Annotated in this window: 18 protein-coding genes; 9 read left to right on the top strand and 9 right to left on the bottom strand. The window is 61.9% G+C overall.

Annotated features, from left to right (window positions below):
* Positions 1–74 precede the first annotated feature (74 nt).
* From ACHFB9_RS00390 to ACHFB9_RS00400, 3 genes are all read left to right on the top strand, one after another.
* Positions 75–2,681 carry a TonB-dependent receptor gene (locus tag ACHFB9_RS00390; RefSeq protein ID WP_417071431.1) on the top strand — a complete coding sequence of 869 codons (2,607 nt, stop codon included), beginning with the start codon at positions 75–77 and terminating at the stop codon, positions 2,679–2,681.
* A 484-nt stretch (positions 2,682–3,165) separates the two neighbouring features.
* Positions 3,166–5,739: a TonB-dependent receptor gene (locus ACHFB9_RS00395; RefSeq protein ID WP_417071433.1), complete on the top strand. Its 2,574-nt coding sequence runs from the start codon at positions 3,166–3,168 to the stop codon at positions 5,737–5,739.
* Positions 5,740–6,198: 459 nt separating this feature from the next.
* Complete coding sequence (locus ACHFB9_RS00400) at positions 6,199–8,967, top strand: TonB-dependent receptor (RefSeq protein WP_417071435.1); 2,769 nt, start codon at positions 6,199–6,201, stop codon at positions 8,965–8,967.
* A 142-nt stretch (positions 8,968–9,109) separates the two neighbouring features.
* Here ACHFB9_RS00400 and ACHFB9_RS00405 read toward each other — a convergent pair whose 3' ends face one another.
* On the bottom strand, positions 9,110–9,349 hold the full coding sequence (locus tag ACHFB9_RS00405) for a hypothetical protein (protein WP_417068996.1): 240 nt from the start codon (positions 9,347–9,349) through the stop codon (positions 9,110–9,112).
* A 91-nt stretch (positions 9,350–9,440) separates the two neighbouring features.
* On the opposite strand from ACHFB9_RS00405, the gene ACHFB9_RS00410 reads away from it, so the two are divergent.
* Positions 9,441–11,879, top strand: coding sequence for a TonB-dependent receptor (locus ACHFB9_RS00410; protein ID WP_417068997.1), 2,439 nt, complete (start codon positions 9,441–9,443; stop codon positions 11,877–11,879).
* A 55-nt stretch (positions 11,880–11,934) separates the two neighbouring features.
* Here ACHFB9_RS00410 and ACHFB9_RS00415 read toward each other — a convergent pair whose 3' ends face one another.
* A complete protein-coding gene (locus tag ACHFB9_RS00415; protein ID WP_417068998.1) occupies positions 11,935–12,354 on the bottom strand; it encodes a gamma-butyrobetaine hydroxylase-like domain-containing protein in 420 nt (139 codons plus the stop codon).
* 136 nt (positions 12,355–12,490) lie between these two features.
* Here ACHFB9_RS00415 and ACHFB9_RS00420 point away from each other — a divergent pair, with 136 nt between their 5' ends.
* The gene (locus ACHFB9_RS00420) at positions 12,491–13,798 is read left to right on the top strand and encodes a ferric reductase-like transmembrane domain-containing protein (protein WP_417068999.1); all 1,308 of its coding nucleotides are present in this window, start codon (positions 12,491–12,493) and stop codon (positions 13,796–13,798) included.
* Positions 13,799–13,802: 4 nt separating this feature from the next.
* Here ACHFB9_RS00420 and dusA read toward each other — a convergent pair whose 3' ends face one another.
* The 7 genes from dusA to thiD form a co-directional block, all read right to left on the bottom strand.
* Complete coding sequence (gene dusA / locus ACHFB9_RS00425; protein WP_417069000.1) at positions 13,803–14,804, bottom strand: tRNA dihydrouridine(20/20a) synthase DusA; 1,002 nt, start codon at positions 14,802–14,804, stop codon at positions 13,803–13,805.
* A 31-nt stretch (positions 14,805–14,835) separates the two neighbouring features.
* Positions 14,836–15,822, bottom strand: a complete 987-nt coding sequence (locus ACHFB9_RS00430; protein WP_417069001.1) for a serine/threonine protein kinase — start codon at positions 15,820–15,822, stop codon at positions 14,836–14,838.
* Positions 15,823–15,894: 72 nt separating this feature from the next.
* A complete protein-coding gene (locus ACHFB9_RS00435; protein WP_417069002.1) occupies positions 15,895–16,698 on the bottom strand; it encodes a MerR family transcriptional regulator in 804 nt (267 codons plus the stop codon).
* 75 nt (positions 16,699–16,773) lie between these two features.
* Positions 16,774–17,379, bottom strand: coding sequence for a phosphoribosyltransferase family protein (locus tag ACHFB9_RS00440; protein ID WP_417069003.1), 606 nt, complete (start codon positions 17,377–17,379; stop codon positions 16,774–16,776).
* Positions 17,380–17,451: 72 nt separating this feature from the next.
* Positions 17,452–18,735 carry a glutamate-1-semialdehyde 2,1-aminomutase gene (gene hemL / locus ACHFB9_RS00445; RefSeq protein WP_417069004.1) on the bottom strand — a complete coding sequence of 428 codons (1,284 nt, stop codon included), beginning with the start codon at positions 18,733–18,735 and terminating at the stop codon, positions 17,452–17,454.
* A complete protein-coding gene (gene thiE, locus ACHFB9_RS00450) occupies positions 18,728–19,366 on the bottom strand; it encodes a thiamine phosphate synthase (protein WP_417069005.1) in 639 nt (212 codons plus the stop codon). Before thiE ends, hemL begins: the two co-directional genes overlap by 8 nt.
* Positions 19,366–20,169 carry a bifunctional hydroxymethylpyrimidine kinase/phosphomethylpyrimidine kinase gene (thiD, locus tag ACHFB9_RS00455; RefSeq protein WP_417069006.1) on the bottom strand — a complete coding sequence of 268 codons (804 nt, stop codon included), beginning with the start codon at positions 20,167–20,169 and terminating at the stop codon, positions 19,366–19,368. Before thiD ends, thiE begins: the two co-directional genes overlap by 1 nt.
* Positions 20,170–20,500: 331 nt before the next feature.
* On the opposite strand from thiD, the gene ACHFB9_RS00460 reads away from it, so the two are divergent.
* The 4 genes from ACHFB9_RS00460 to ACHFB9_RS00475 all read left to right on the top strand — a co-directional run bounded on the left by ACHFB9_RS00460 (position 20,501) and on the right by ACHFB9_RS00475 (position 24,018).
* Complete coding sequence (locus tag ACHFB9_RS00460; RefSeq protein ID WP_417069007.1) at positions 20,501–20,860, top strand: response regulator; 360 nt, start codon at positions 20,501–20,503, stop codon at positions 20,858–20,860.
* Between the two features lie 19 nt (positions 20,861–20,879).
* Positions 20,880–21,242 carry a response regulator transcription factor gene (locus ACHFB9_RS00465; protein WP_417069008.1) on the top strand — a complete coding sequence of 121 codons (363 nt, stop codon included), beginning with the start codon at positions 20,880–20,882 and terminating at the stop codon, positions 21,240–21,242.
* 37 nt (positions 21,243–21,279) lie between these two features.
* A complete protein-coding gene (locus ACHFB9_RS00470) occupies positions 21,280–21,798 on the top strand; it encodes a chemotaxis protein CheW (protein ID WP_417069009.1) in 519 nt (172 codons plus the stop codon).
* Positions 21,799–21,864: 66 nt separating this feature from the next.
* Positions 21,865–24,018, top strand: coding sequence for a methyl-accepting chemotaxis protein (locus ACHFB9_RS00475; RefSeq protein WP_417069010.1), 2,154 nt, complete (start codon positions 21,865–21,867; stop codon positions 24,016–24,018).
* Positions 24,019–24,022 lie beyond the last annotated feature (4 nt).

Consider the following 24,022-nt stretch of genomic DNA (forward strand, 5'->3'; position numbering starts at 1 on the left):
GCCGCGATCACCACCACCCGCTTTCTGGATGCTCAATCCGGGCGGTAACAAGCAAAGGGACTCACACCGTGAAGATGAAACCACTGGCCTTGGCCATCGCGTCGCTCGGGGTCTATTCGGCCTCGCTGAGCGCTTACGCTGACACGTCACCCGAAAAGATCGAAGTCACCGGCTCGCGGATCAAGCGGGTCGACGCTGAAACCGCGTCACCCGTCGAAGTCGTCACGCGTGCCGACATCGCGAAGAGCGGCAGTGCCACGGTGGCCGATGCGCTGCGCACGATTACCGCGAATGCCGGTAGCTTTAGCGAGAACTGGACGAACTCGTTCTCGCCGGGCGCTTCGGGCATCTCGCTGCGCGGTCTGGGCCAGAAGTCCACGCTGGTGCTGATCAACGGTCGTCGCGCGCCTAACTACGGCTTTGCGCAGAATTTGTCGGATACCTATTTCGACCTGAATTCGCTGCCGGCCTCGGCGATCGAGCGGGTCGAAGTCCTGAAGGATGGCGCTTCGGCGATCTACGGTTCCGATGCGATCGCAGGCGTCGTCAACGTGATCCTGCGCCAGGACTTTAAAGGCCTGGAAGTGTCGGCCGAACAGGGCATTTCGGACGAGAACGACCTGCCGGAGTCGCACGTCTCGATCACCGGGGGGCTCGGCACTCTGTCCGAGAATGGCTACAACGTGCTCGCTTCGCTGGACTACTTCAAGCGAACCGGCATCACCTATGCCGACCGCGCTTTCACGCGCGATTCCGATACATCCAGCAAACCCGGTGGTGCATTCGGCTGGAGCAATACCGGCACCTACCGGACCGGAACCTATACGCGGGTTGCGATGGCGAATTGTCCCTTCGGAACCGCAACGGTCGATGCGGCCAAGTTCGGAGCGGGTTACAGCGGGACCGCCTGCATGTACAACCCGGCCGAATACCAGAACGCATTTCCGGACACGGAACGGATCAACTTCTTCAGCCATGGAACCTTCAATCTGGGTAGCTCTCTGCAGGCTTTCGGCGAAGTTTTCGGTTCGCATACCTCGACCCAGCAGACCTTTACTCCTGGCGCCATTTCGACCAGCGGCTCGAGCACGCGTTATGACCCGACCACTGGTGGTGTCGCGGTCATCGATACGCGGCTGCCGGTTGGCAATGCGGCGAACCCGTATTCGACGCCCGCCCGGTTCGGCTACACGTTCTTCGACGTCGGCCCTCGATCGGCCGACATCACTACTGATGCCTACCGACTTCTCGGTGGACTGAAAGGCTCGCTGAAGACTTGGGACTGGGAGTTTGCGTTGACCTCGGGTCAGAGCAAGTCCAAGCAGGAGCAGTACAACCGCATCAATGCGATTGCGCTGCAGAAGGCGATCGCCGATGGGTCGTACAATTTCCTGAACCCGACCAAGGAGCAGGCCGATGCTCTGCGCCTGAATCTTCACCGGGAGGCAACCTCGAAGCTCTATACGGCGGATGCGAACATCCGCGGCGATCTGTTTTCGCTGCCGGCCGGGGCGGTTGGCGCCGTGTTCGGCGTCGATTTTCGCCGCGAACAGCTCGACGACGTTCCGGATCAATGGCTGACCGGAGGCTATGTGCTGGGTCAGGGCGCGACCGAAACTCACGGTTCGCGCAATGTCGGCGCTGGTTTCTTTGAGTTTGCGATTCCGGTGCTCAAGACAGTCGAAATCGGCCTTGCTGGTCGTGGCGACAAGTACAGCGACTTCGGTTCGGCCTTCTCGCCATCGGCGAAGATCAAGTTCACGCCGATGAAGGAACTGGCCTTCCGCGCATCCTGGGGCAAGGGCTTCCGTGCTCCGACGTTGGCCGAGAACTCGCAATCGAACTCGACCTACTTCACGACGATTACCGACACCACGCCTCCTGCGGGTCACCCCGAGCTGAAGAACAAATCCTTCAACATCGCTGGTGTTCTGGTCGGCAATCCGGATCTGAAGGCCGAAAAGTCGACGACCGTGAACTTCGGCATCGTCGCCCAGCCGGTCAAGGCGATCGACTTCACCGTTGACTACTACCGGATCAAGCAGAAGGATCTGGTTGGGACCGACAGCCTGTCCTACATCCTGGCACACGAGAACGATGCCCAGTATGCCGGTCAGGTCGTTCGCGATGCGACGACCGGGCAGGTTCTGTACATCAGCAACAAGTATCGCAACCTTGAGTATGTGCAGACCAGCGGTATCGACATCACCGCCAACTGGCGCCTGGGCCAGGTGGGGCCAGCCAAGCTCTCCACGAAGTTCGACTGGAACTATCTGATTGACTGGAAGACGCCACCCGCAGCCGGAGCAGATGCGGTCAACTATGCCGGCAACGATGGCTGGGGGTCGGTGTTCCATCGCAACCAGGGCAAGCTGAAGATCAACTGGGATGCTCCGGTTTGGTCGGTTTCCTTGGGTATCAACTACCTCGACGGCTACAACCATCTTGATCCGGTGACCGACAGCGATGGCAACGTCGTTCAAGACCATGTCAATGCTTACATCACGACCGACATCTTCACCAGCTACAACGTGACGAAGGCGCTGCAGGCGACCTTCTCGATCCAGAACATCGAGAACCGCAACCCGCCCTATGACGCCAGCTACTCGGCTGGCTATGAAACCTACGACTACAACCTGCGCGGGCGCTACTACCGCCTGGGCGTCAACTACAAGTTCTGATTTTCACGGCAGTCTGTACTTTTCAAGCGCACCTTCGGGTGCGCTTTTTTTTTGGGGGGGGGGGGATGTGCCCAGCATAGGCGCCCCCCTGAGGGGGCAAGTCAGGCCCTGGGGGGATCACGGTTGTTCGCGTTGGCTGTCCCTATCCCGATCGGCTGGCGATGGGTGCTCTTAAATGGTGCAAGGCGGGTAGTGATGCACCGATTTGTCGCGCAAAGAAGCTGAGATGGGGCAGAAAGTTGCCGGAGGGGAACATTTATTAATGCGCTGTAGCAATAAACCCTAGGAACAGCGAGAACTGGTGAAGTTATGTTGTTCTTGTCGCAAATTTGTAACAGAAGTGTTGCTTTTGTGGATAGCTTTGTCGGACGGGCATACAGGTTGCAAAAGCCCGGTCGACTCGGTTCAGAACCGGGCATTTCACCTCCCCGCTCAGTGGGAGCGAAAACAAGCGATCACAAGCAAAAGGACTATCACCGTGAAAATGAAGCCTCTGGCCTTGGCCATTGCGTCTCTGGGGGTCTACTCGGCCTCGCTGAGCGCTCTTGCCGATACCCCGACCGAAAAGATCGAAATCACCGGTTCGCGGATCAAGCGCGTCGACGCTGAAACCGCGTCCCCCGTCGAAGTCGTCTCGCGTGCCGATATCGCCAAGAGCGGCAACGCCACGGTGGCCGACGCGCTGCGCTCGATCACTGCGAACTCCGGCAGCTACAGCGAGAACTTCACGAACTCGTTCTCGCCTGGCGCTTCGGGCATCTCGCTGCGCGGTCTGGGCCAGAAGTCCACGCTGGTGCTGATCAACGGTCGCCGTGCGCCTAACTACGGCTTCGCGCAGAACCTGTCCGATACCTACTTCGATTTGAACTCGCTGCCGGCTTCGGCGATCGAGCGGGTTGAAGTCCTGAAGGATGGCGCATCCGCGCTTTACGGTTCGGACGCAGTGGCGGGTGTCATCAACGTGATCATGCGCAAGGACTTCAAGGGCCTGGAAGTGTCCGCCGAACAGGGCATCTCGGACTCGAACGACCTGCCGGAGTCTCACGTCGCGATCACCGGTGGTCTCGGCAAGCTGTCCGAAGACAATTACAACGTGCTCGCCTCGTTGGACTTCTTCAAGCGTGATGGCATCACCTATGCCGATCGCGAGAAGACCCGCAACTACGACATGACCAGCATGCCAGGCGGTCTCTCTGGCTGGGGTTCTGGCGCGGGGACTTACTATGACCCGACAACCAAGACGATGACCCCTGCGGCGAACTGTCAGGCGGGCGGTCAGATAGTCGACGCGACGAAGTTCAGCAGCAGTTACCATGGGTCGGCGTGTGCCTATAATCCGGCCAGCTACCTGAACCTCTACCCGTCCACCGAGCGCCTGAACTTCTTCAGCCGCGGCACCTTTAATCTCGGTGGCTCGCTGCAGGCCTTCGCCGAAGTCTTCGCGTCGCACACGAAGACGAACCAGCTTTCGACTCCCGCGAGCTTGTCGATCAATGGCTTCGGTGTCGCCTATGATCCGGTCACGCATGGCGCTTCCAGGATCGATACGACGCTGCCGGTTGGCAACGCAGCCAACCCTTATCCGGTGGCGACGGCGCTCGGCTACACCTTCTTCGATGTCGGTCCCCGCTCAGCCGAAATCGTCAGCGATTCCTATCGTGTACTCGGAGGCCTGAAGGGCGCGCTTAAGACCTGGGACTGGGAGGTCGCGCTGACTGCAGGCCAGAGCAAGTCGAAAGCCGACAATTTCAATTACGTCAATGTCCACGCTTTGCAGAAAGCTCTGGTCGACGGCTCCTATGACTTCTTCAATCCAACGAAGGCGCAGAGCGATGCGCTGCGCCTGAATACGACGCGTAACTCGACCTCCAAAACCTATACGGCCGATGCGAGTGTTCGCGGCGACCTGTTCTCGCTTCCGGCCGGTTCGGTGGGTGCGGTGTTCGGCGTCGATTTCCGCCGCGAACAGCTTGACGATGTTCCCGACGATCTGCTGAAGAACGGCTACATTCTTGGTTCGGGGGCGACCGAAACCCACGGCTCGCGCAACGTCAGCGCTGCGTACTTCGAATTCGCCGTTCCGGTGGTCAAGTCCGTCGAAATGGGGCTGGCGGCTCGTGCCGACAAGTACAGCGACTTCGGCTCGGCTTTCTCGCCGTCCGCGAACATCAAGTTCACGCCGATGAAGGAACTGGCCTTCCGCGCATCCTGGGGCAAGGGCTTCCGTGCTCCGACGTTGGCCGAGAACTCGGATTCGAATTCGACGTCCTTCCAGACGATTACTGACAAGAAGCTCAAGCAGAGTTACTCGGTGGCGACCGTTGTCAAGAGCAACCCGAACCTCTCGCCCGAGAAGTCGACCAGTCTGAACTTCGGTATCGTCGCCCAGCCGCTCAAGGCCGTCGATTTCACCATCGATTACTTCCGGATCAAGCAGAACAACCTGGTTGGCCGCGATTCGGCAGCCTACGTCGTGAATCACGAGGCTGAGCATCCCGAGCTGGTTGTTCGCGATCCGTCCACGGGCCGGGTGATCTATGTGCTCCGTCAGTTCTACAACCAGGACTATGTGCAGACCAGCGGCATCGACTACACCGCGAATTGGCGCATGGGGCAGATGGGACCGGGCAAGCTCTCGGCCAAACTCGACTGGAGCTATCTGATCGATTGGAAGATGCTCTCGAAGGGCGTTCTGACGGACTATGCCGGCAACGATGGCTATAACCTGTACCACCGCAATACCGGGAAGCTGAAGTTCAACTGGGATGCGCCGGTCTGGTCGGTGTCGCTGGGGGTCAACTACCTCGATGGTTACAACATCGCGTCGCCGGTCACTGATGCCAATGACAACGTCGTTCAGGATCACGTCAATGCCTACATCACGACCGACATCTACACGAGCTACAACGTGACTAAGGCCTTGCAGGCGACCTTCTCGATCCAGAACATCGAGAACCGCAACCCGCCAACGGACCTGCAGTATGCGGAAGGCTATGACACCTATGACTACGGTCTGCGGGGTCGTTACTACCGCCTGGGCGTGAACTACAAGTTCTGAGTTTCACGGCAGCCTGTACTTTTCAAGCGCACCTTCGGGTGCGCTTTTTTATTGCGCGCCCGGCAGGGGGCCCCTGAGGGAGTAAGTCCGGCCGGATCCCGGCTGTTCGCGCTGGCTGGCATGGGCGCCCGGCCGGAGGGCGGGGCAAGTTGGTGCAAAAGCGCCAGCGAGGCACCAGAGAGAGGCACAGCGTCACAAAAATGAGACACGATGTTGCTGGGCACGAGTGTTTTTGAATATCCTGACGCAACAAAACATGTAAACAGGCAAAAGCGTCGCGATTTTGTTGTTCTTGTCGCAAAAACGTAACAAGAGTGTTGCTTTTGCGAATAGCGTTACAAGTCGGGCACATAGGTTGCTGGATGTTCATCAGGAGCGGCCAAAACCGTGCCCATCACCTCCCCGCCAAGCGGGAGGGAAAACCAAACAGCAACAAGCAAAGGGACTCACACAGTGAAAATGAAACCACTGGCTTTGGCCATCGCGTCTCTCGGGCTGTACTCGGCCTCGCTGAGCGCTATCGCCGACGAGCAGAAAGTCGAGCGCATCGAAGTGACGGGCTCCGCGATCAAGCGGATCAACGCCGAGACCGCGCTTCCGGTCCAGAACATCTCGCAGGCGGACATTCAGAAGACCGGAGCGACCTCGGTTGCCGACCTTCTGCAGAAGCTGCCGGCGATGCAGGGCTTCACGAACGATGCCGCGTCGGTCGGAACGAGCGCGGGCGGCTACGCGAGCGCCTCGCTGCACGGCTTGGGTGATACCCGCAGCTTGGTGCTGATCAACGGACGTCGCGTCGCGACTTTTGCCGGCCAGTCTCTGACCGGTGCGTCGGCCGGCGTCGACCTGAACTCGATTCCGATCGCGGCGATCCAGCGCGTCGAAGTGCTGACCGATGGCGCTTCGGCAATCTATGGTTCCGACGCGATGGCCGGGGTTGTGAACTTCATCCTGAAGCAGGACTACACCGGGGTTGAACTGACGGCCGGCACGGTCTTCACCGATGGCGGTGGCGCCGAGGAGAAGAAGGCTTCGATCACGGCTGGCTATGGCGACCTGGAGAAGGATCGCTTCAATATCCTGGTTTCGGCGTCCCATGAAGAACGCACTGCGCTGAAGGCGACCGACCGCTCCGAGTTCGCCTACCCGACCAAGGGCTATTACGACTTCACCGGTTCGGACGGCAAGGACTATCGCCTCTACACGACTTCCGGAAAGAGCATTCCGGGTAACGTCGCGGGCGGGAGCGTCACGAATGCGGATGGTACGGTCACCAAGTGGAGCGGCTTCAACCCCTACCTGAAAGCCAACGGCAGCTGCGCTGCGGGCAGCGTCCAGTCCGGGAACAACTGCCGCTACATCTATCCGGCCGATCTGGAGATCATCCCGGATTCGAAGCGCGACAGCCTGCTGACCAGCTTCAATTTCAAGATCAACGAGAACCATCAGTTCTTCGCCGAGGCGATGTACTCCCGGCACGAGACGACGTCGCGGGTTGCGCCGCCTCCGGGCAGCATCCTCGTCAAGGCGGGCTCTCCGTTCTATGCAACGTATCTTCAGCCCTACGGCGTTCCGGCCAACGCGGACGTGACGGTCAACTGGCGGCTCGGCGATGCCGGACAGCGCGCGACCAATGACATCACTGAAGCGACTCACCTGGTTGTCGGCCTCAAGGGCGTTCTCGCCGGTTGGGACTATCAGACCTCGTATACGCATTCGCTCAACCGCTGGACCGAGAGGATTGGTGGCGGTTACCTCTACCAGGATGCGCTGTCCAAGGCGATCGACTCGGGCCTGATCAACCCCTTCGTGCCGGTCGGCAACCAGAGCCCCGAAGCGATGGCTCTGATCAACGCGGCGAAGGTCTCCAGCGATGCGCAGTACAAGCTGGGAACGACCTACCTGGACTTCTTCCAGGCTCAGGCTTCGCACGAGATCTTCTCGCTGCCGGCCGGCGGCGTTCAGCTCGGTACTGGTTTTGACATCCACCGCGAGCGCAACAAGTACGAACCCTCGGCGCTGGCCCAGGGCCTCGAGCAGGGCGGCCAGTTCCCCGACTTTGCGACCGATGCTCCGTTCGACACGGCTCGTACGGCTTGGGGCGCGTTTGGCGAACTGCTCGTGCCCATCGTCAAGGGCCTGGAGGCGACCACCGCAGTTCGCTATGACCACTACTCTGACTTTGGCAGCACGACCAACGCCAAACTGGGCATGCGCTGGACTCCGATGCGTAACCTGCTGGTTCGTGCTTCGGTCAACAGCGGTTTCCACGCTCCGCAGCCGGCTCAGACCGCGAACGTGACCCAACTCTACGGCGTGACGGCGGGGAACTACACCTGCCCGTTCGCCGCGACCGACTCGCGCAGCGCTTACTGTGTGCCGGGTGGAGACGCTGCCCAGTACCAGATGTATGTGTCCGGCAACCCGGACCTGAAGCCTGAGAAATCGACGCAGTTCACGCTCGGCTTCCGCTATGAGCCGACGACCTGGGCTTCGCTCGGCGCGGATCTGTGGAGCATCAAGATTCGCAATCAGTTCGGCAGCAAGACCGAGACCGAGATCGCTCAGGACTGGGAGGATTCGATCGCCAAGGGTTATATCCGCCCGCTCTATACCGATCCGCAGACCAAGCAGGTTCAGTACGCGTTCGTGCTTCCTCAGGTCAACCTGGGCGACCGCAAGACCACCGGCATCGACTTCGACCTGCGCTTCGCGTTCAAGACCCCGGTTGGCCGCGTGAACTCGAGCGTCGTCGCGACCTGGACCCTGGTCGATCAACAGCAGACCGAAAGGGGCGGCGATTACTACAGCAACCTGGGTCAGTACAGTCCCTACCTTGGCGCTGCAACGCTGCGTCTGCAGGGAGCCTGGACGACGACGTTGGCGACAGCGAACTTCGATCACACGCTGACTTTGAACTACAAGTCCGGGTATCGGGAAGTGAACGGCGGCAGCCTCGACATCACCGATGCTAAGGGCAACTACCCGGACGATGTGGACTACTTCGAAGCTCCGCACAAGGTCAAGGCCTGGTTCCCGGTCGACTGGCAAACCGCGTGGAAGACTCCGCTCCAGGGGCTGCGCGTGACCGGCGGCATCTACAACGTGTTCGACAAAAAGCCGCCCTTCTCGACCACCGGCAGTACGGGCCAAGTCATCGGCTACAACGCCCAGGTCTCCGATCCGCGCGGTCGCACCTACTACCTGAACGCAAGTTACAAGTTCTGATCGGACTTGAGGTTCAGCAGAAAAACAGGCCGGCATCCCCGGCCTGTTTTTTTTGTGATGAGCCAAGGCCGTCATGCGAGTTCTCCGGTTCTTCCCGTGGGCTTCTGATTTGTTTCAGGCGCTCGCTCGATTCTTACGAGTGTTAATGAATGGTTGTTGGGATTGATGACTGGGCGGGGCTTGAGTGGCCTTTTGTTGTAGATACGTAACAAAAGTGTTGGTTTTTGTCGATAACTTTGCCGGGTGAGCGCAACTGTTGCGCCGCATCGCTCAATGCGGTCAAAAGCCGTGATTGCACCCCCCTCGCCTGGCTCAAGTGCAGCCAGACGGCAACATGCAAAGGAATTGACGCCGTGAAAGTGAAACCCTTGGCCTTGGCCATCGCGTCTCTCGGGATTTATTCTGCATCGTCGATCGCTCTAGCCGACACACAGCCCGAGAAAATTGAAGTTACCGGCTCGCGGATCAAGCGAGTGGATGCCGAGACGGCGTCTCCGGTTCAGGTCATCAGCCATGCGGACATCGAGCGCAGCGGCGCGGCGACGATCTCGGAAGTGCTGCAGAAGATCAGTGCCAACAGCGGCGGCAGCTACTCCGAGAACTTTTCCAACTCGTTCTCGCCGGGCGCGGCCGGGATCGCGCTGCGCGGCTTGGGCCAGAAGTCGACGCTGGTGCTGATCAACGGTCGTCGCGCTCCGAACTACGGGTTCGCGCAGAACCTGTCCGATACCTATTTCGACATCAACTCGATCCCGGCTGCTGCCGTCGAGCGGGTCGAAGTTCTGAAGGACGGATCCTCGGCGATCTACGGTTCGGATGCGGTGGCCGGCGTCATCAACGTGATCCTGAGGCACGACTACCAAGGGGCCGAAGTGGCCGCTGACTATGGTACGTCGAACAAGAGCGATCTGACCGAGAAGCACGTCGCTTTGACCGGTGGCTTCGGCAACCTCACCGAGGACGGCTTCAACGTGCTGACCTCGATCGATTACTTCAAGCGTGACGGCATCACCTATGCCGACCGCAGCAAATCCAGCAACTACGGTGGAGTCGAGAACTGGTCGACGAACGCCGGCACCTACCGTACCTCGCCGCGCGCCGCGTTTGCGAACTGCCCGACCGGCGCTTCGACGATGGACGCCAGCAACTGGGGTCTGAGCGGCACCGTTTGCGGCTACAACCCGGCCAGCTATGTCAGCCTGATCCCGAGCACCGAACGGATCAACTCCTTCACGAGCGGCGAATACCGCTTCAGCGACAAGCTCCAGGCCTTTGGTAACCTGTTCCTGTCGCACACGAAGACCAACCAGTCGATGACTCCGTCGTCGCTGACCTCGACCAGCGTCCGCTATGACCCGAGCACGGGCGGCATCGCCTCGGTCAGCAATAAACTGCCGGTCGGCAATTCGTCGAATCCCTATTCGACCGCGGTCGGCATCGGCTATACGTTCTTCGATGTCGGCGCACGCACGGCCGAAATCACGACCGACATGTACCGCGTGATGGGCGGCCTCAAGGGCAACCTGACGGGTTCCTGGGACTGGGAATCGGCGGTCTGGTACGGCGAGAGCAAGACGACCCAGGACCAGTACAACCGCGTCAACGCGGTGGCTCTGGCCGACGCGATCGCGAACGACAGCTACAACTTCCTGTCGCCGACGACGGCTCAGACCGATGCGCTGAGGATCAACACGAGCCGTGAAGGCAAGTCCAAGCTGTATGCGGGCGACTTCCACGTGACCGGCGACGTCTATGCGTTGCCGGCAGGTTCGATCAGCCTGGCGACTGGACTTGAGGTGCGGCGCGAGACGATGGACGATGTTCCGGACAGCTGGTCCAGCGGCGGTTACATCTTGGGGCAAGGTGCGACCGAGACCCACGGCGCGCGCAACGTCAGTGCCGGTTACTTTGAAGTGACGCTGCCGGTCCATAAGAAGCTGGAGCTGTCGCTGGCCGGACGCGAGGATTATTACAGCGATTTCGGTTCGGCCTTCTCGCCAAAGGCGGGCTTCAAGTTCACGCCGTCCAAGATGCTGGCCATCCGCGGTACCGTGAGCCGTGGCTTCCGTGCCCCGACCCTGGCCGAGAACGCGCAGTCGAATTCGACCTACTTCACGTCGGTGACCGACAAGAGCGCGTCTTCGCCCAACTACGGCAAGACTGTTTCGATCGCTGGCGTGCTCCAGTCGAACCCGAACCTGCAGCCGGAGAAATCGACCAGCTACAACTTCGGATTTGTCGTCCAACCTGCTCAGGCGATCGACTTCACGGTCGATTACTACCACATCAAGAAGACCAACGAGATCTCGACCGACAGCGAGCAGTACGTCGTCAATCACGAGTCGGATGCCGCGTATGCCGGCAAGGTCGTTCGCAACTCCGAAGGCGACATTGTCTATGTCGTGACGAGCTATCGTAACCTTCAGTACATCAAGACGAGCGGTGTCGACCTGACGTTCAACTGGCGCTTGGGTCAAGTTGGTCCGGCCAAGGCCAGCCTGAAAGTCGACTGGAACTACCTGATCTCGTGGAAGAGCCCTCAGGAAGATGGCACGGACGTCGAGTACGCCGGCAACGACGGCAGTTCCAACGGGGCGATGTCGAAGAACAAGGGCAGTGCAACGCTGAACTTCGATGCGCCCGTCTGGAGCGCTGGGGTGACCGGCAACTTCTACGGCGGCTACGATCTTGTTGCTGACGACGGAGTGGATCAGGCGCGTGTCGACCACTGGCTGACGACCGATATCTATGCCAGCTACAACATCACGAAGAAGCTGAAGACGAGTTTCTCGATCACGAACATCGAGAACAAGGCGCCGCCGACCGACATCAATTATGCCGCTGGCTACAACTATTACTACTACACGGATCGCGGTCGTTACTTCCGCCTGGGCATGAACTACAAGTTCTGATCTTCACGCCGGGTCCCATTGCTGTTTGCGAGCGCACCTTCGGGTGCGCTTTTTTTTAGCGATGGCGCGAGCACTTCGACGAGGTGCGAAGCGGCGTGTTGTCGACGTCGCGGCTCGCCCCGGCAGCCTCCAGCTTTTGCAGATAACCGGCCCACAGCTCGTCGTGGCGGCTGCCCAGACGATAGAGCTCGTCCCAGCTGTAGAGGCCTGAGGAGTGCCCATCGGAGAAGACGAGTTTGATCGCATAGCTGCCGACCGGCTCGACCGCGGTGACCTCGACCCGGCGCTTGCCCGTCTGCAGCACTTCCTGACCTTCGCCGTGGCCGCGGACTTCGGCTGAGGGGGAATTGACGCGCAGGAACTCGAAGGGCAGCTCGAAACGGGCACCGTCGGAAAACTCGATCTCCATCAGGCGGGAGCGTTTGCGGACGCGGATGTCGATCGGGAAAGGGGAATCGGGAGTGACGCCGGCCATGGTGGAGATCCGCTCATGAGAAGCGGAAATCTTACCCGCTTGCGATCTGTTACCGCCATGGCGGCCAATGGCAAGACATTTCGACCCGTTTCGCGTTTATGCTCTCGACACCCGTTTGACTGATCCGGAACCCGACATGAAACGCGCTCTGATCCTGTTCTCCGCCTTGCTCGTGGCGGGCTTTGTGCTCACTCCGGGCTGGACCTCGCTGGCCGATGGGGCTGATTTCTGGGCTTGGCGCCGCCAGGCCGTCGTGCTGACCGGCTATGTCGGCTTTCTGGCCATGGCGTTCGCGATCGTGCTGGCGACGCGGCCGGTCCGGCTGGAGCCCTGGCTGGGGGGGCTGGACAAGGCTTATGGTTTGCATAAATGGCTGGGCATCATTGCCGGCATCTCGCTGAGCCTGCACTGGCTCGCCATCCAGAGCCCGCACTGGCTGACCGAGGCCGGATGGCTGATGCCGCGGGCGAGGCATGGTCATGGACCGCACGGTGGTTTCGGTTTGATGGGGTTGGCGAGGGAGCTCGGCGAGTGGGCTTTCTACCTCCTGCTGATCCTGGGCGCGATCGCGTTGATCAAGCGGATTCCCTACCGCTTCTTCCATCTAGTGCACAAGGCGCTCGCCGTCGTCTTCGTGGCCGGTGCTTTTCACGCCGTGATGCTGATGCCCGATTCCTGGTATGCCGGTCCGGCGGGCTGGCTAGTCATCGCGGTGGCGATGGCGGGTTGTGCCGCCGCCTATGTTTCGCTGAGCGGGCGGATTGGTGCGACACGGCGCCTGACGGGGAAGGTGGAGTCGGCCGAGCTCGGAGCCGGAGGTTTGATCGATCTTCGCCTCGCGTTGCCCGAACCGGGCTTGCCGCACAAGGCCGGGCAGTTCGCCTTCCTGTGCTTCGATGGGCAGGAAGGGGCTCACCCCTTCACGATCGCGTCGGCCGGTGATCCTCGCCATCCCCGCTTCGCGATCAAACCGCTGGGCGATTACACGCGAACGCTTCCGCAACGCCTTGCCGCCGGACAGACGGTCGAAGTCGAAGGGCCTTATGGCTGCTTCGACTTTGCGAGCGACGGTGCGCGCGAGATCTGGGTGGCCGGCGGGATCGGGATCACGCCTTTCCTGGCGCGTCTCGATGCTTTGGGCAATGAGGGAGGCGGTCGCAGGATCATCGACTTCTGGTATTGCACGAAGAACGCTGCCGAAGGGGCGTTCCCGGTCGATCTCGAATCGCGTTGTGCGCGGGCCGGAGTCCGCCTGCACCGCGTGATCGCCGAACGCGACGGGCATCTGAGTGCGAAGAAGCTCGCCGATGAGATCGATGAGCTGGGGGCGAGCCGGGTCTGGTTCTGCGGTCCGGCCGCTTTCGCGGACAGCCTGCGCTCGGGGCTGATCGCGGCCGGCCTGCGCCGCGAAGCCTTCCACTGCGAGAACTTCGCGTTCCGCTGAACCTTCAGTCTTCGGCCGAGCCTGGGGCGGAGATTCTGGCCCAGGCTTCATTGAGGATCTGCGGATCGTCCTGCCTGAGCAGACTCGCGTCGGACAAGATGCGCCGGAAACCGCGCGCGCCGGGCAGACCATTGGCGAGGCCCAGCATATGGCGGACGATCGCGCGCACTGGAGTGCCGTGATCTCTCTTTTCGCGCTGGCAGTAAGCGATCATCGCGGCAATGACCGCCTCGCGGCTGGGCGCCCATTGTGGGTCGAAGAGGCGAGCCTCCCAGTCGACCAGCGCCCACGGGTTCTGGTAGGCCTCGCGACCGATCATGACGCCGTCGACGTGACCGAGCTGGACTTCGATCTCATCCAGCCGGGTGATGCCGCCATTGACCAGGAACTCGAAGTCCGGGAACTCCTGCTTGAGCCGGTGCGCGAACTCGTAGCGCAGCGGCGGGATCTCGCGGTTCTCCTTGGGGCTCAGGCCCTTGAGCCAGGCGTTGCGGGCATGGACGATGAAGCTCGAGCAGCCGCCCGCCGCGACCGTTGCGACGAAGCGCTGGACGAAAGCGTAGTCCTCGATCTTGTCTATGCCGACCCGGTGTTTGACGGTGACCGGAAGAGAGGTTGCCGCGCGCATCGCCGCGACGCAGTCGCGGACGAGTTCGGGTTCCATCATCAGGCAGGCGCCAAAGGCGCCGCTCTGCACCCGTTCGCTGGGGCAGCCGCAGTTCAGGTTCACTTCGTCGTAGCCCCATTCCTCGGCCAGTTTCGCGCAGTGCGCGAGCGCCGCCGGGTCCGAGCCTCCGAGCTGCAGCGCGAGCGGATGTTCCTCGGCGTTGAAGCGCAGATGACGCGGCACGTCGCCGTGGATCAGCGCGCCGGTCGTGATCATCTCGGTGTACAGCCAGGCGTGGGGTGAGAGCAGTCGGTGGAAGAAGCGGCAGTGCCGGTCGGTCCAGTCGATCATCGGTGCGACGGCGAGGCGGCGCGGCGGAAGGAGGGGGGCTTGGTTCATCCGGGGATTTTAACCGAGCGGATTTGTCCGCCTAGATCCGCAGCGGCTCTTCGTCCATCGCCGCGACCTGTTCGCGCATCTCCAGAATCCTCTCCTCCCAGTAGCGCTGCGTGTTGAACCACGGAAATGCCGAGGGGAAGGCCGGGTCGCGCCAGCGCCGCGCGAGCCACGCCGAGTAGTGGATCAGGCGCAGCGTGCGCAGTGCTTCGATCAGCTGCAGTTCGCGCGGGTCGAAATCCGCGAAATCCTCGTAGCCGGCGATCACGTCGAGCAGCTGGCGCTGCATCGAGGCGCGATCCCCTGAGAGCAGCATCCACAGATCCTGGATCGCCGGGCCGCTCCGGCAGTCGTCGAAGTCGACGAAGTGCGGGCCGTCCGGCGTCCAGAGGATGTTGCCGGCGTGGCAGTCGCCGTGCAGGCGCAGAATTTGAACGTCACCCGCCCGTTCGAATGCGCGGAGGACTCCGGTGAGCGCGAGATCGACGATCGCTGTCCAGGGGGCGAGCAGGTCCGGCGGGATGAAATCGTGTTCGAGCAGCCAGGCGCGCGGCTCTTCGCCGAAGCTTGAAAGCGTCAGCTCGGGCCTATGCGCAAAGGCTTTGACGCGGCCGACTGCGTGGATCCGGCCCAGGAAACGGCCTATCCATTCCAGCGTCGCCGGATCGTCGAGTTCGGGCGAGCGACCGCCACGGCGCGGGTAGAGCGCGAAACGGAAGCCTTTCGCTTCGTGCAGCGTCCGTCCTTCGATCGCGAGCGGCGCGACGACCGGGATCTCGTACCCGACGAGTTCGGCGCAGAAATCGTGCTCTTCGAGGATCGCCGCATCGGACCAGCGCGCGGGCCGGTAGAACTTCGCGACGAGCGGCGTGCCATCCTCCTCCCACAGCTGATAGACGCGGTTTTCGTAGCTGTTGAGCGCGAGGAAGCGTCCGTCGCAGCGCAGGCCCGTGGTCTCGACCGCGTCGAGGAGGGTGTCGGGCGTCAGGGCTGCGAACGGATGGGGCGAGGAAGTGGGCATCGGAGAGGGACGGTTGGCGTGTCCCCCATGCTAGCAGGCGGCGGCCTGCGGCGAGAACTCTCCGCCCCGGGCTCAGCGGATCGGAATATAGAGTTCGACTTCGGCGTCGGTCGCGAAGAGATCCGCTCCGCGCTTGGCGTCGTAACGTTCAAAGTCGAAGCCGTCGGCCGGCTCCAGACCCTGAGCGGGCAGAGCCAGTTCGTGGATCTCGCGCATCGTGTTGCCCAGCGCGTCGACGGGGCCGCGGTGCACGAACATCGCATAGCGCTGGGCGGGAATCTGCCATTCGTTCATGCCCGAGGGAATTGGCGTGTCCCCGGTAGCGGGAACTCCGACCAGATAGCGCAGCTCACTCTCCGGGTGGCCATGGAAGACGCCACAGAGGATTCCCGGCTCGGAACTTTTGACTTCGCGGGCACGCTCGCGAACCCGTCCCCACAGCGAGCTGATGTCGCCGAATTCGGGTTCTTCGACTTCGATGCCGATGACCCGGAAAGGGGGCAAGCTCAGCACCTCGCCATGGAGCTGGGTGTCGCGCGCCAGATCGAGCGACGCGATCAGCTCGCGCGTCGCCCTGAGTGCGGCCTGATGTCCGGAGATGCTCTGCTCCAGCCTTTCCGCATAGGCTTCGAGGCCGTGTCTGACCTGTTCGCGGGAGTGATTGCCGCTGCAGATGCGGGCGATCTCATCGACGCCCAGGCCTATGCTGTGCAGGCGAAGGATGCGTCCCAGCTGCTGGATCTGGGCCGGCGAGTAGTAGCGATAGCCGTTCCAGCGGTCGATGTGCGACGGGCAGAACAGTCCGCTCGATTCGTACAGGCGCAGAGTCTTTGGTGTGACTCCGAAGATTCTGGCCATCCGTCCAATCGTCAACATCGTTTGCGTCTCCCGAGAAACTCCGCATCCGGGTAATGCCCTGCTCAGCCAGCGGCTGGGCTCCCGGGAAAACGCTCAAAGACCGGCGACCTGCACCCGGCCTTCGGTGACGCCCAGAACCTGGGCCAGCGTAACGACCGGGACATCCAGCGCTTCGAGGATGTCGCGACCGTTCTTGAAGCGTTTTTCCATGATGAAAGCAGCCGCCAGCACTTCTGCGCCCGCTTCGCGAGCCATTTCAATCAGAGCCTTGGCTGTGCGACCGTTGGACAGGATGTCGTCGACGATCACGATCCGGGCTCCGGACCAAAGATACTTTTTGCCGATCACCAGCCGGGTTTCGCCGCCCTTAGTCGGAGAGGGAACGATTCGCGAATACGCGGGAGGTTCGATCATCGGTGCGTACTTCTTTGCATAGACCAAGGGCAGGTCCAGTGCAATCGAAGCGACGAGTCCGGGCGCGATGCCGCTCGCCTCGGCGGTCAGAACCAGATCGGGACGAAAGCCGACAAGGCGACGACCGATCTCACGGCCCATCGCGGTCATGAAGGCCGGTTCGATCCGGTGGTTCAGGAAGTGGTCGATCTTGATGATCTGGTTGTCGAGCACCGTTGCTTCGTCGAGGATGCGGCGGACCAGATCGGGAAATGGGGCGGAGAGCTCTGCGGGAGAGGAAATCATCGTGGGGAGGAATGAAAATTTCGATGCGGGACTCTATCACGCAGCGGGATGGCCCGCTGCGTGAGCCGGAGCTCAGAGCAAGGATCCGAAGACCCGGTCAGCCGCGGCGAGCGTCGAATCGATGTCGGCTGCCGAGTGCGCAGCCGACACGAAGCCGGCTTCGAAAGGGGAGGGCGCGAAGGAGTGGCCGGCGGCGAGCATGCCGTGGAAGAAGCGGCCGAAAGCTTCGCGGTCGATCTTCATCACGTCGTCAAAACAGCCAGGAATCTCGCGGCAGAAATAGAGGCCGAACATGCCGCCGACGGCTTGGGCGCTGAATGGCACTCCGTGGCGGGCGGCGGCGGCGGTGAGGCCTTCGGTCAGCTGCCGGGAGCGCGCCGACAGCGTCTCGTAGAAGCCGGGCTCGGCGATCTTCGCGAGCGTCGCGAGGCCGGCGGCAAGCGCGACCGGGCTTCCCGACAGGGTTCCGGCCTGATAGACCGGGCCGAGCGGCGCGACCTTCTCCATGATCTCGCGTCGACCGCCGAAAGCGCCGACCGGCATCCCTCCGCCGATGATCTTGCCCAGCGTCACGAGGTCGGCATCGATTCCGAGCAGGCCTTGTGCGCCCTTCGGTCCGACCCGGAAACCGGTCATGACCTCGTCGACGATCAGCACCGCGCCGTGCTGCGTGCACAGTGCGCGCAGCGCCTCGAGGAAGGCGGCGGTGGGTTTGACGAGGTTCATGTTGCCGGCGACGGGTTCGACGATCACGCCGGCGATCTCGCCGCCGCGTTGCGCGAAAGTCTCTTCGAGTGCGGCGACATCGTTATAGGGAAGAACCAGGGTATGGCGCGCGAAATCGTCAGGGACTCCGGCCGAGGACGGATGGCCGAAAGTCAGCATTCCCGAGCCGGCCTTGACCAGCAGACTGTCGGCGTGGCCGTGATAGCAGCCTTCGAACTTGACGATGGCCGCCCGCCCGGTGAAGCCGCGCGCGAGCCGGATCGCGCTCATCGTCGCTTCGGTTCCCGACGAGACGAGGCGAACCATGTCCAGGTTCGGGACGCGAGCGCACAGCGTTTCGGCCATCTCGACTTCGATCTCGGTCGGTGCACCGAAGGACAGGCCTTGTGCCGCTTTCTGCTGGACCGCGCGGATCACTTCGGGATCGGCGTGGCCGAGGATGGCCGGCCCCCAGGAGCCGACGTAATCGATGTACTCGCGGCCGTCGGCGTCGCGGATCCGGCAGCCCCGGGCGCTGGCGATGAAGGGCGGAGTGCCGCCGACGTTGCCAAAGGCGCGGACCGGAGAATTTACTCCGCCGGGAATGCAGCGCTGGGCGCGGAGAAAGAGTTCAGTGTTGCGGTCAGTCATCGAGGGTGTCCTGATAGTGCCGGGCGAAGAGCCCCGCGTACTGGCGAGCCCGCGCGAAGGGATCGGGCGCGGTAAAGAGATCGCTGATCACCGCGACGAAGCTGGCTCCGTGCTGGATCAGCCGGGCGGCGTTGGCGAGTGTGATGCCGCCGATGCAGGCGACCGGCACGCCCAGTTCCCGTCTTGCCCGGCCCAGCAGCGAATGCGCGGCGGTCGGCGCCAGAGGCTTGGTCGGAGAAGGGTACATCGCGCCGAAGGCGACATGATCGGCACCGGCGGCCAGAGCGGCGACAGCGCGGTCGAAATCGCCATAACAGGAGGCGCCGAGCAGGGCGTGCGGTCCCAGTGCGGCCCGCGCGGCGGCGAGATCGCCGTCGTCGCGGCCCAGGTGCACGCCGACAGCGAGCTCCCGCGCCAGTTCGACATCGTCGTTGATTAGCAGAGGAACCCGGTAGCGCTCCGCGAGTTCGCGGAGCGCGAGCGCCTGCTCGCGGCGCAGCGCAGGCGAAGCGCTCTTGTGGCGGTATTGCAGCCGGGCCACTCCGCCACGCAGCAGCTCTTCGGTGACCGCGAGCAGCCGGGTCGTATCGTCCCAGTCCGGAGTCACCGCATAGAGGCCGTGATCGCTCATCATGAACTCCTCCCCCGCCAGGGGATGCGCCCGCCCATGCCCGGCGAAAAACCGGCAGCGAGGCTTGTTTGCGTAAACGTTCCGGCGAGCTTGACCGCTTCGACGGTCGTGAAGCCCCGGGCCAGATACGCGGTGATCGCTGCGCTCAGGGTGCTGCCTGCGCCGAGGAAGGTTTCGGGGTGGCGATCATGAACCGAGGTGCTCTGCACGCCCTGCGGGCCATAGAGCGTGTCGATCAGCTGTTGGGAAGCGCTGGCGCCTCCGGTGATCAGCACCTGCCCGGCGCCTCGGGCGAGAAGCTCTCGGGCGCAGGCGGCCGGAGAGGACGCCCGGCCTTCGTCGGGCGCAGAGGCTTCGGCGAGGAGCGCCGCGTCCGCCTCGTTGCAGCAGAGCACGCTGGAGAGCGGCAGCAGCAGATCGAGCAGCGCATCGGGCAGATCCTCATCGTCGGAGGCGCCCGGTGCGGGAGCGAGTACCAGCGGGACCTCGGGATAGTCCGAGATGATCTCGGCCAGCACGGCGACGCTGGCTGCCGTCAGCAAATGACCTACCTTGAAGGCTGAGATGCGCAGATCTTCGAGCAGAACGCGTGCCTGCTCGTCGATCTGCCCGATTTCCAGAGCCCAGACGGTTTCGAGGCCGCGCGTATCGCGGGCGGCGAGCGAGGTCGGCACGCTCAGCGGGTGAACGCCGCAGGCGGCGAGCGTGAGCAGATCGGCCTGGATTCCCGACGCGCCGGTCGGGTCGCTGGCTCCGAAGCAGAGTGCGGCGGGCGGCTGAGAAACTGAACAGGGATTGGGCATCGGTGACGGAGGCGGCGAAGCTGGTAAATGCGGTAAGATTAATAAATACTATTCGAATTCCCCATGCAGTGGCCGTTGCCCGGCTTCCGGGCTGGGCGGGGGCCTGATTGCGAGTCTGGGTTTCTTCCCGGAAAGCTCTTGGGGAGGCGACCGGGTTGGGGGCGTCGTCGAAGGTGGCAGGGGATGGCCGAGAGACTGGCAAGGCGGCTGAAACGCTTTTGTGTCGCGGTTTGCTGGCATTTCGGTTATATTCACATGTCAAGAAAACGGCGGGCGAAAAGCGGAGGGTGGCGTCTTGGCGGATGCAAACTGTCTAAACGGCGTGAAAGTCATGGTGATCGACGATAGCAACACCATTCGACGGAGCGCCGAAATATTCCTTGCGCAGGCCGGCTGCAATGTCCTGCTGGCCGAGGATGGGTTCGATGCGTTGGCCAAGATCGCCGACCATCATCCCGATATCGTTTTCGTGGACATCATGATGCCGCGCCTGGACGGTTACCAGACCTGTGCACTGATCAAGAAGAATCCCAAGTTTTCATCGACCCCGGTGATCATGCTCTCGTCCAAGGACGGGCTGTTCGATCGTGCGCGGGGCCGTATGGTTGGTTCCAACGAATACCTTACCAAGCCTTTTACAAAAGATAGCCTGATCAAGGCTGTGAGCGCCCATGCGGCGACTCGCGCCTGAGCCTTTGCTAGGAGCTGCAATGACCATCCACAAGATCCTGATCGTTGATGATTCCCCGACTGACCGGTTTGCTCTGATGGAGTTTCTGGTCAACCAGGGCTTCAATGTAGTGACCGCTGAAGACGGAACCGACGGAATCCAGAAAGCCAAACAGGAACTCCCCGACCTGATCCTGATGGACGTCGTGATGCCTGGCATCAACGGTTATCAGGCCACGCGGACGATCTCGCGCGAGGACAGCACTCGGCACATTCCCATCTTCATGTGCACGTCCAAAGATCAGGAAACCGACAAGATCTGGGGAATGCGCCAGGGAGCCAACGACTACCTGACCAAGCCTCTCGATTACGAGCTCCTGCTCGAAAAGATCAAGGCGCTTTGATCGCCGCGCTCGCTGACGCAGATTTGGGGGTGGGGGGATGGCCAAGCGAATCAGTCTCAGGGAGTTCCAGCAGGATCTCTCGACTCGGCTTGCTGCAACGCAGAAAAAAGAGGCCCGGCTGGCCTGGCTCGCGATCCAGGCAGGCAGTGAAGGCTGGCTGATCGATCTGGCCGAGAGCGGAGAAATCCTCTCTCCGCCTCCGCTCGCGGCGGTTCCGCTCTCCCGGGAATGGTTCCGTGGGCTGACCAATGTCCGCGGCAATCTTTTCAGTGTCGTCGATTTTCCGGCCTTTCTCGGCCAGGCTCCGGTCGCAGCCAGCAGTGAAGCACGGCTGCTGCTGATCGGTGCCCGACATAGCATCAATACCGCGCTGCTGGTCAGCCGCGCGATCGGTTTGCGCAATCCGGACGATTTCGAGACCGACCGCCGCTTTCGCGACGACCGGCCCTGGGTTCTCGGCGCGTTGCGCGATAGCCAGGACCGGCTCTGGAAACGCCTTTCGGCGCGCCACCTGCTCGTCGATCCCCGTTTTCTCGACGCGGCTCGGACTACCTGAGCATCAGGCCCCCCGCTTTTCCAATAACACGCACACACCACACTGCCCGCATTACGGAGCATAAGCATGGCCATCACACTGTTTGGTCGCAAATTCGGCCTCAAGAATTCCCAGCCGGAGCTGTCCGGCGACAGCACGATCATGGACGAATCCGTCGCTGAGAACCGACGGGGAATTCAAGGAAGTGGAGGTTGGCTGGGCCGTGTTCCGGTTCTTGCCGGAAAGACCGTGGCCGAGCAGCTGCGGATGCTTGGGCTGCTCCTCGGTGTGTTCGCAGCCTTTGCCGTCGTGCTGACGATCTGGCAGTTGCACAGCGCCAACCAGGGCACGGCTTACGTCACGGCGGCCGGTCAGATGCGAACCCTGTCCCAGCGGCTCGCGAAAGCAGCCCAGCAGACCCTGCAGGGAAACGCAACAGCCTTCACCGAACTGAAGAACAGCCGTGAGCAGTTCGAACAGCTGCTCAAAGCGGTGACCGATGGCGGCGACGTCGAAGGTACCCGCGTCTCGGGGAGTCCTGGCTCGGTGCGTAGCGAACTCGATGCGCTGACCGAACTGTGGAAGAAGACCGACAAGGAATCCCAGTCCCTGCTCGCCCAGCAGAAGAACCTCGCGGTTCTGGCCGCCGCGGTGACGCAGATCAACTCCGAGAACCCGAAGCTGCTCGACCTCTCTGAACAGGTTGCGGCGCTGAAGCTGCAAGGCGGGGCCGGTGCCTCCGACATCGCGACAGCCAACCAGGTCGTGATGCTGACCCAGCGGATTGCGAAGAACGCCAATGCGCTGCTGGTCGCCGATGCGATCGACCCGGAAGTGGCGTTCCTGCTCGGTAAGGATGCCAACACTTTCCGCGAACTGATCGCCGCCCAGAAGACCCAGGCTGTTTCCGGCTCCGAGATTGGTGACAAGATTGGTGCTCTGCAGGCGGTCGCCGAAGAGCACATCAATGGTGTGCAGAAGATCCTCGGCAACATCCAGCTTCTGGTTCAGGCCAAGCGCGCGGGTAGCCAGATCTTCAACGATTCCTCGAAGCTGCTTTCCGCGACCGATGCGCTCGCTTCCGCTTACAGCAAGCACTACGTCGGTTTTACCGCGCTGACCCTGTTGATCGTGCTGTTCGCTCTGCTCGCTCTGGCTACCCTGGTAGCTCTGGCCAAGGTCTACAACGACGATCTGACTCAGCGTCAGGCTGAAGCGGAAAGGCAGAGGGCTCAGGCCGAAGCCGAAAAGAATGCGACCCAGCAGGCCATTCTGCGCTTGATGAACGAGATGGGCGACTTGGCTGACGGTGACCTGACAGTGCGGGCAACGGTGACTGAAGACATCACCGGCGCGATCGCCGACTCGGTCAACTACACGATTGAAGAACTCTCGGTTCTGGTTCGCCGCCTGAACGATGCGGCGGGCCGCGTGACTTCGGCGACCGAATCCGCGAAGCGCACTTCCGACGAACTGATCGATGCCGCCGAGCGCCAGTCGCGCGAAATTCAGCAGGCCGGTTCCCGCGTTACCGACATGGCGCGCCAGATGACCGACATGTCCGGCAGTGCCCTCGAGTCCGCACAGGTGGCCCGCAAGTCCCTGGAGTCGGTCCGCAAGGGTCAGGACGCGGTGCAGAACACGATCAAGGGTATGAACGAGATCCGCGAACAGATCCAGGAAACTTCGAAGCGCATCAAGCGACTCGGCGAGTCCTCGCAGGAGATCGGTGAAATCGTCGAACTGATTTCGGACATTACCGAACAGACCAACGTTCTGGCGCTGAACGCGGCGATTCAGGCGGCGTCGGCCGGTGAAGCGGGTCGCGGCTTTACGGTCGTTGCTGAAGAAGTGCAGCGCCTTGCGGAACGTTCGGCTGAGGCGACCAAACAGATCGCGGCGATCGTGAAGACGATTCAGACCGACACGCAGGATGCGGTGGCGGCAATGGAAAATTCGACCCGAGGCGTGGTCGATGGTGCGAGAGCGTCGGACGCGGCCGGTCAGGCCCTGTCCGAGATCGGCGACGTTTCGGTCGAAGTCTCGTCGATGATTGAAAAGATCTCGACCGATACCCAGACTCAGGCCTCTTCGGCGACCCAGGTTGCGGGTTCGATGCAGGACATTCAGAAGCTGAACGAGCAGACGACTCGCGGTACCGAGCAGACCGTGGTTTCGATCGGCGAACTCGCCGACCTCGCTGTCGAACTGAAGGGTTCGGTTTCCGGCTTCAAGGTGTAATCAG

Origin of the sequence: Niveibacterium terrae, assembly GCF_048213115.1 — a bacterium.
Lineage (GTDB): Bacteria > Pseudomonadota > Gammaproteobacteria > Burkholderiales > Rhodocyclaceae > Niveibacterium > Niveibacterium terrae.

What these genes read in the sequence shown, in the direction of transcription:
- ACHFB9_RS00390 (WP_417071431.1), top strand. Translation starts at nt 75, where the DNA reads ATGAAACCACTGGCCTTGGCCATCGCGTCGCTCGGGGTCTATTCGGCC.
- ACHFB9_RS00395 (WP_417071433.1), top strand. Translation starts at nt 3,166, where the DNA reads ATGAAGCCTCTGGCCTTGGCCATTGCGTCTCTGGGGGTCTACTCGGCC.
- ACHFB9_RS00400 (WP_417071435.1), top strand. Translation starts at nt 6,199, where the DNA reads ATGAAACCACTGGCTTTGGCCATCGCGTCTCTCGGGCTGTACTCGGCC.
- ACHFB9_RS00405 (WP_417068996.1), bottom strand. Translation starts at nt 9,349, where the DNA reads ATGGCCAAGGCCAAGGGTTTCACTTTCACGGCGTCAATTCCTTTGCAT.
- ACHFB9_RS00415 (WP_417068998.1), bottom strand. Translation starts at nt 12,354, where the DNA reads ATGGCCGGCGTCACTCCCGATTCCCCTTTCCCGATCGACATCCGCGTC.
- ACHFB9_RS00420 (WP_417068999.1), top strand. Translation starts at nt 12,491, where the DNA reads ATGAAACGCGCTCTGATCCTGTTCTCCGCCTTGCTCGTGGCGGGCTTT.
- dusA (WP_417069000.1), bottom strand. Translation starts at nt 14,804, where the DNA reads ATGAACCAAGCCCCCCTCCTTCCGCCGCGCCGCCTCGCCGTCGCACCG.
- ACHFB9_RS00430 (WP_417069001.1), bottom strand. Translation starts at nt 15,822, where the DNA reads ATGCCCACTTCCTCGCCCCATCCGTTCGCAGCCCTGACGCCCGACACC.
- ACHFB9_RS00435 (WP_417069002.1), bottom strand. Translation starts at nt 16,698, where the DNA reads ATGTTGACGATTGGACGGATGGCCAGAATCTTCGGAGTCACACCAAAG.
- ACHFB9_RS00440 (WP_417069003.1), bottom strand. Translation starts at nt 17,379, where the DNA reads ATGATTTCCTCTCCCGCAGAGCTCTCCGCCCCATTTCCCGATCTGGTC.
- hemL (WP_417069004.1), bottom strand. Translation starts at nt 18,735, where the DNA reads ATGACTGACCGCAACACTGAACTCTTTCTCCGCGCCCAGCGCTGCATT.
- thiE (WP_417069005.1), bottom strand. Translation starts at nt 19,366, where the DNA reads ATGAGCGATCACGGCCTCTATGCGGTGACTCCGGACTGGGACGATACG.
- thiD (WP_417069006.1), bottom strand. Translation starts at nt 20,169, where the DNA reads ATGCCCAATCCCTGTTCAGTTTCTCAGCCGCCCGCCGCACTCTGCTTC.
- ACHFB9_RS00460 (WP_417069007.1), top strand. Translation starts at nt 20,501, where the DNA reads ATGGTGATCGACGATAGCAACACCATTCGACGGAGCGCCGAAATATTC.
- ACHFB9_RS00465 (WP_417069008.1), top strand. Translation starts at nt 20,880, where the DNA reads ATGACCATCCACAAGATCCTGATCGTTGATGATTCCCCGACTGACCGG.
- ACHFB9_RS00470 (WP_417069009.1), top strand. Translation starts at nt 21,280, where the DNA reads ATGGCCAAGCGAATCAGTCTCAGGGAGTTCCAGCAGGATCTCTCGACT.
- ACHFB9_RS00475 (WP_417069010.1), top strand. Translation starts at nt 21,865, where the DNA reads ATGGCCATCACACTGTTTGGTCGCAAATTCGGCCTCAAGAATTCCCAG.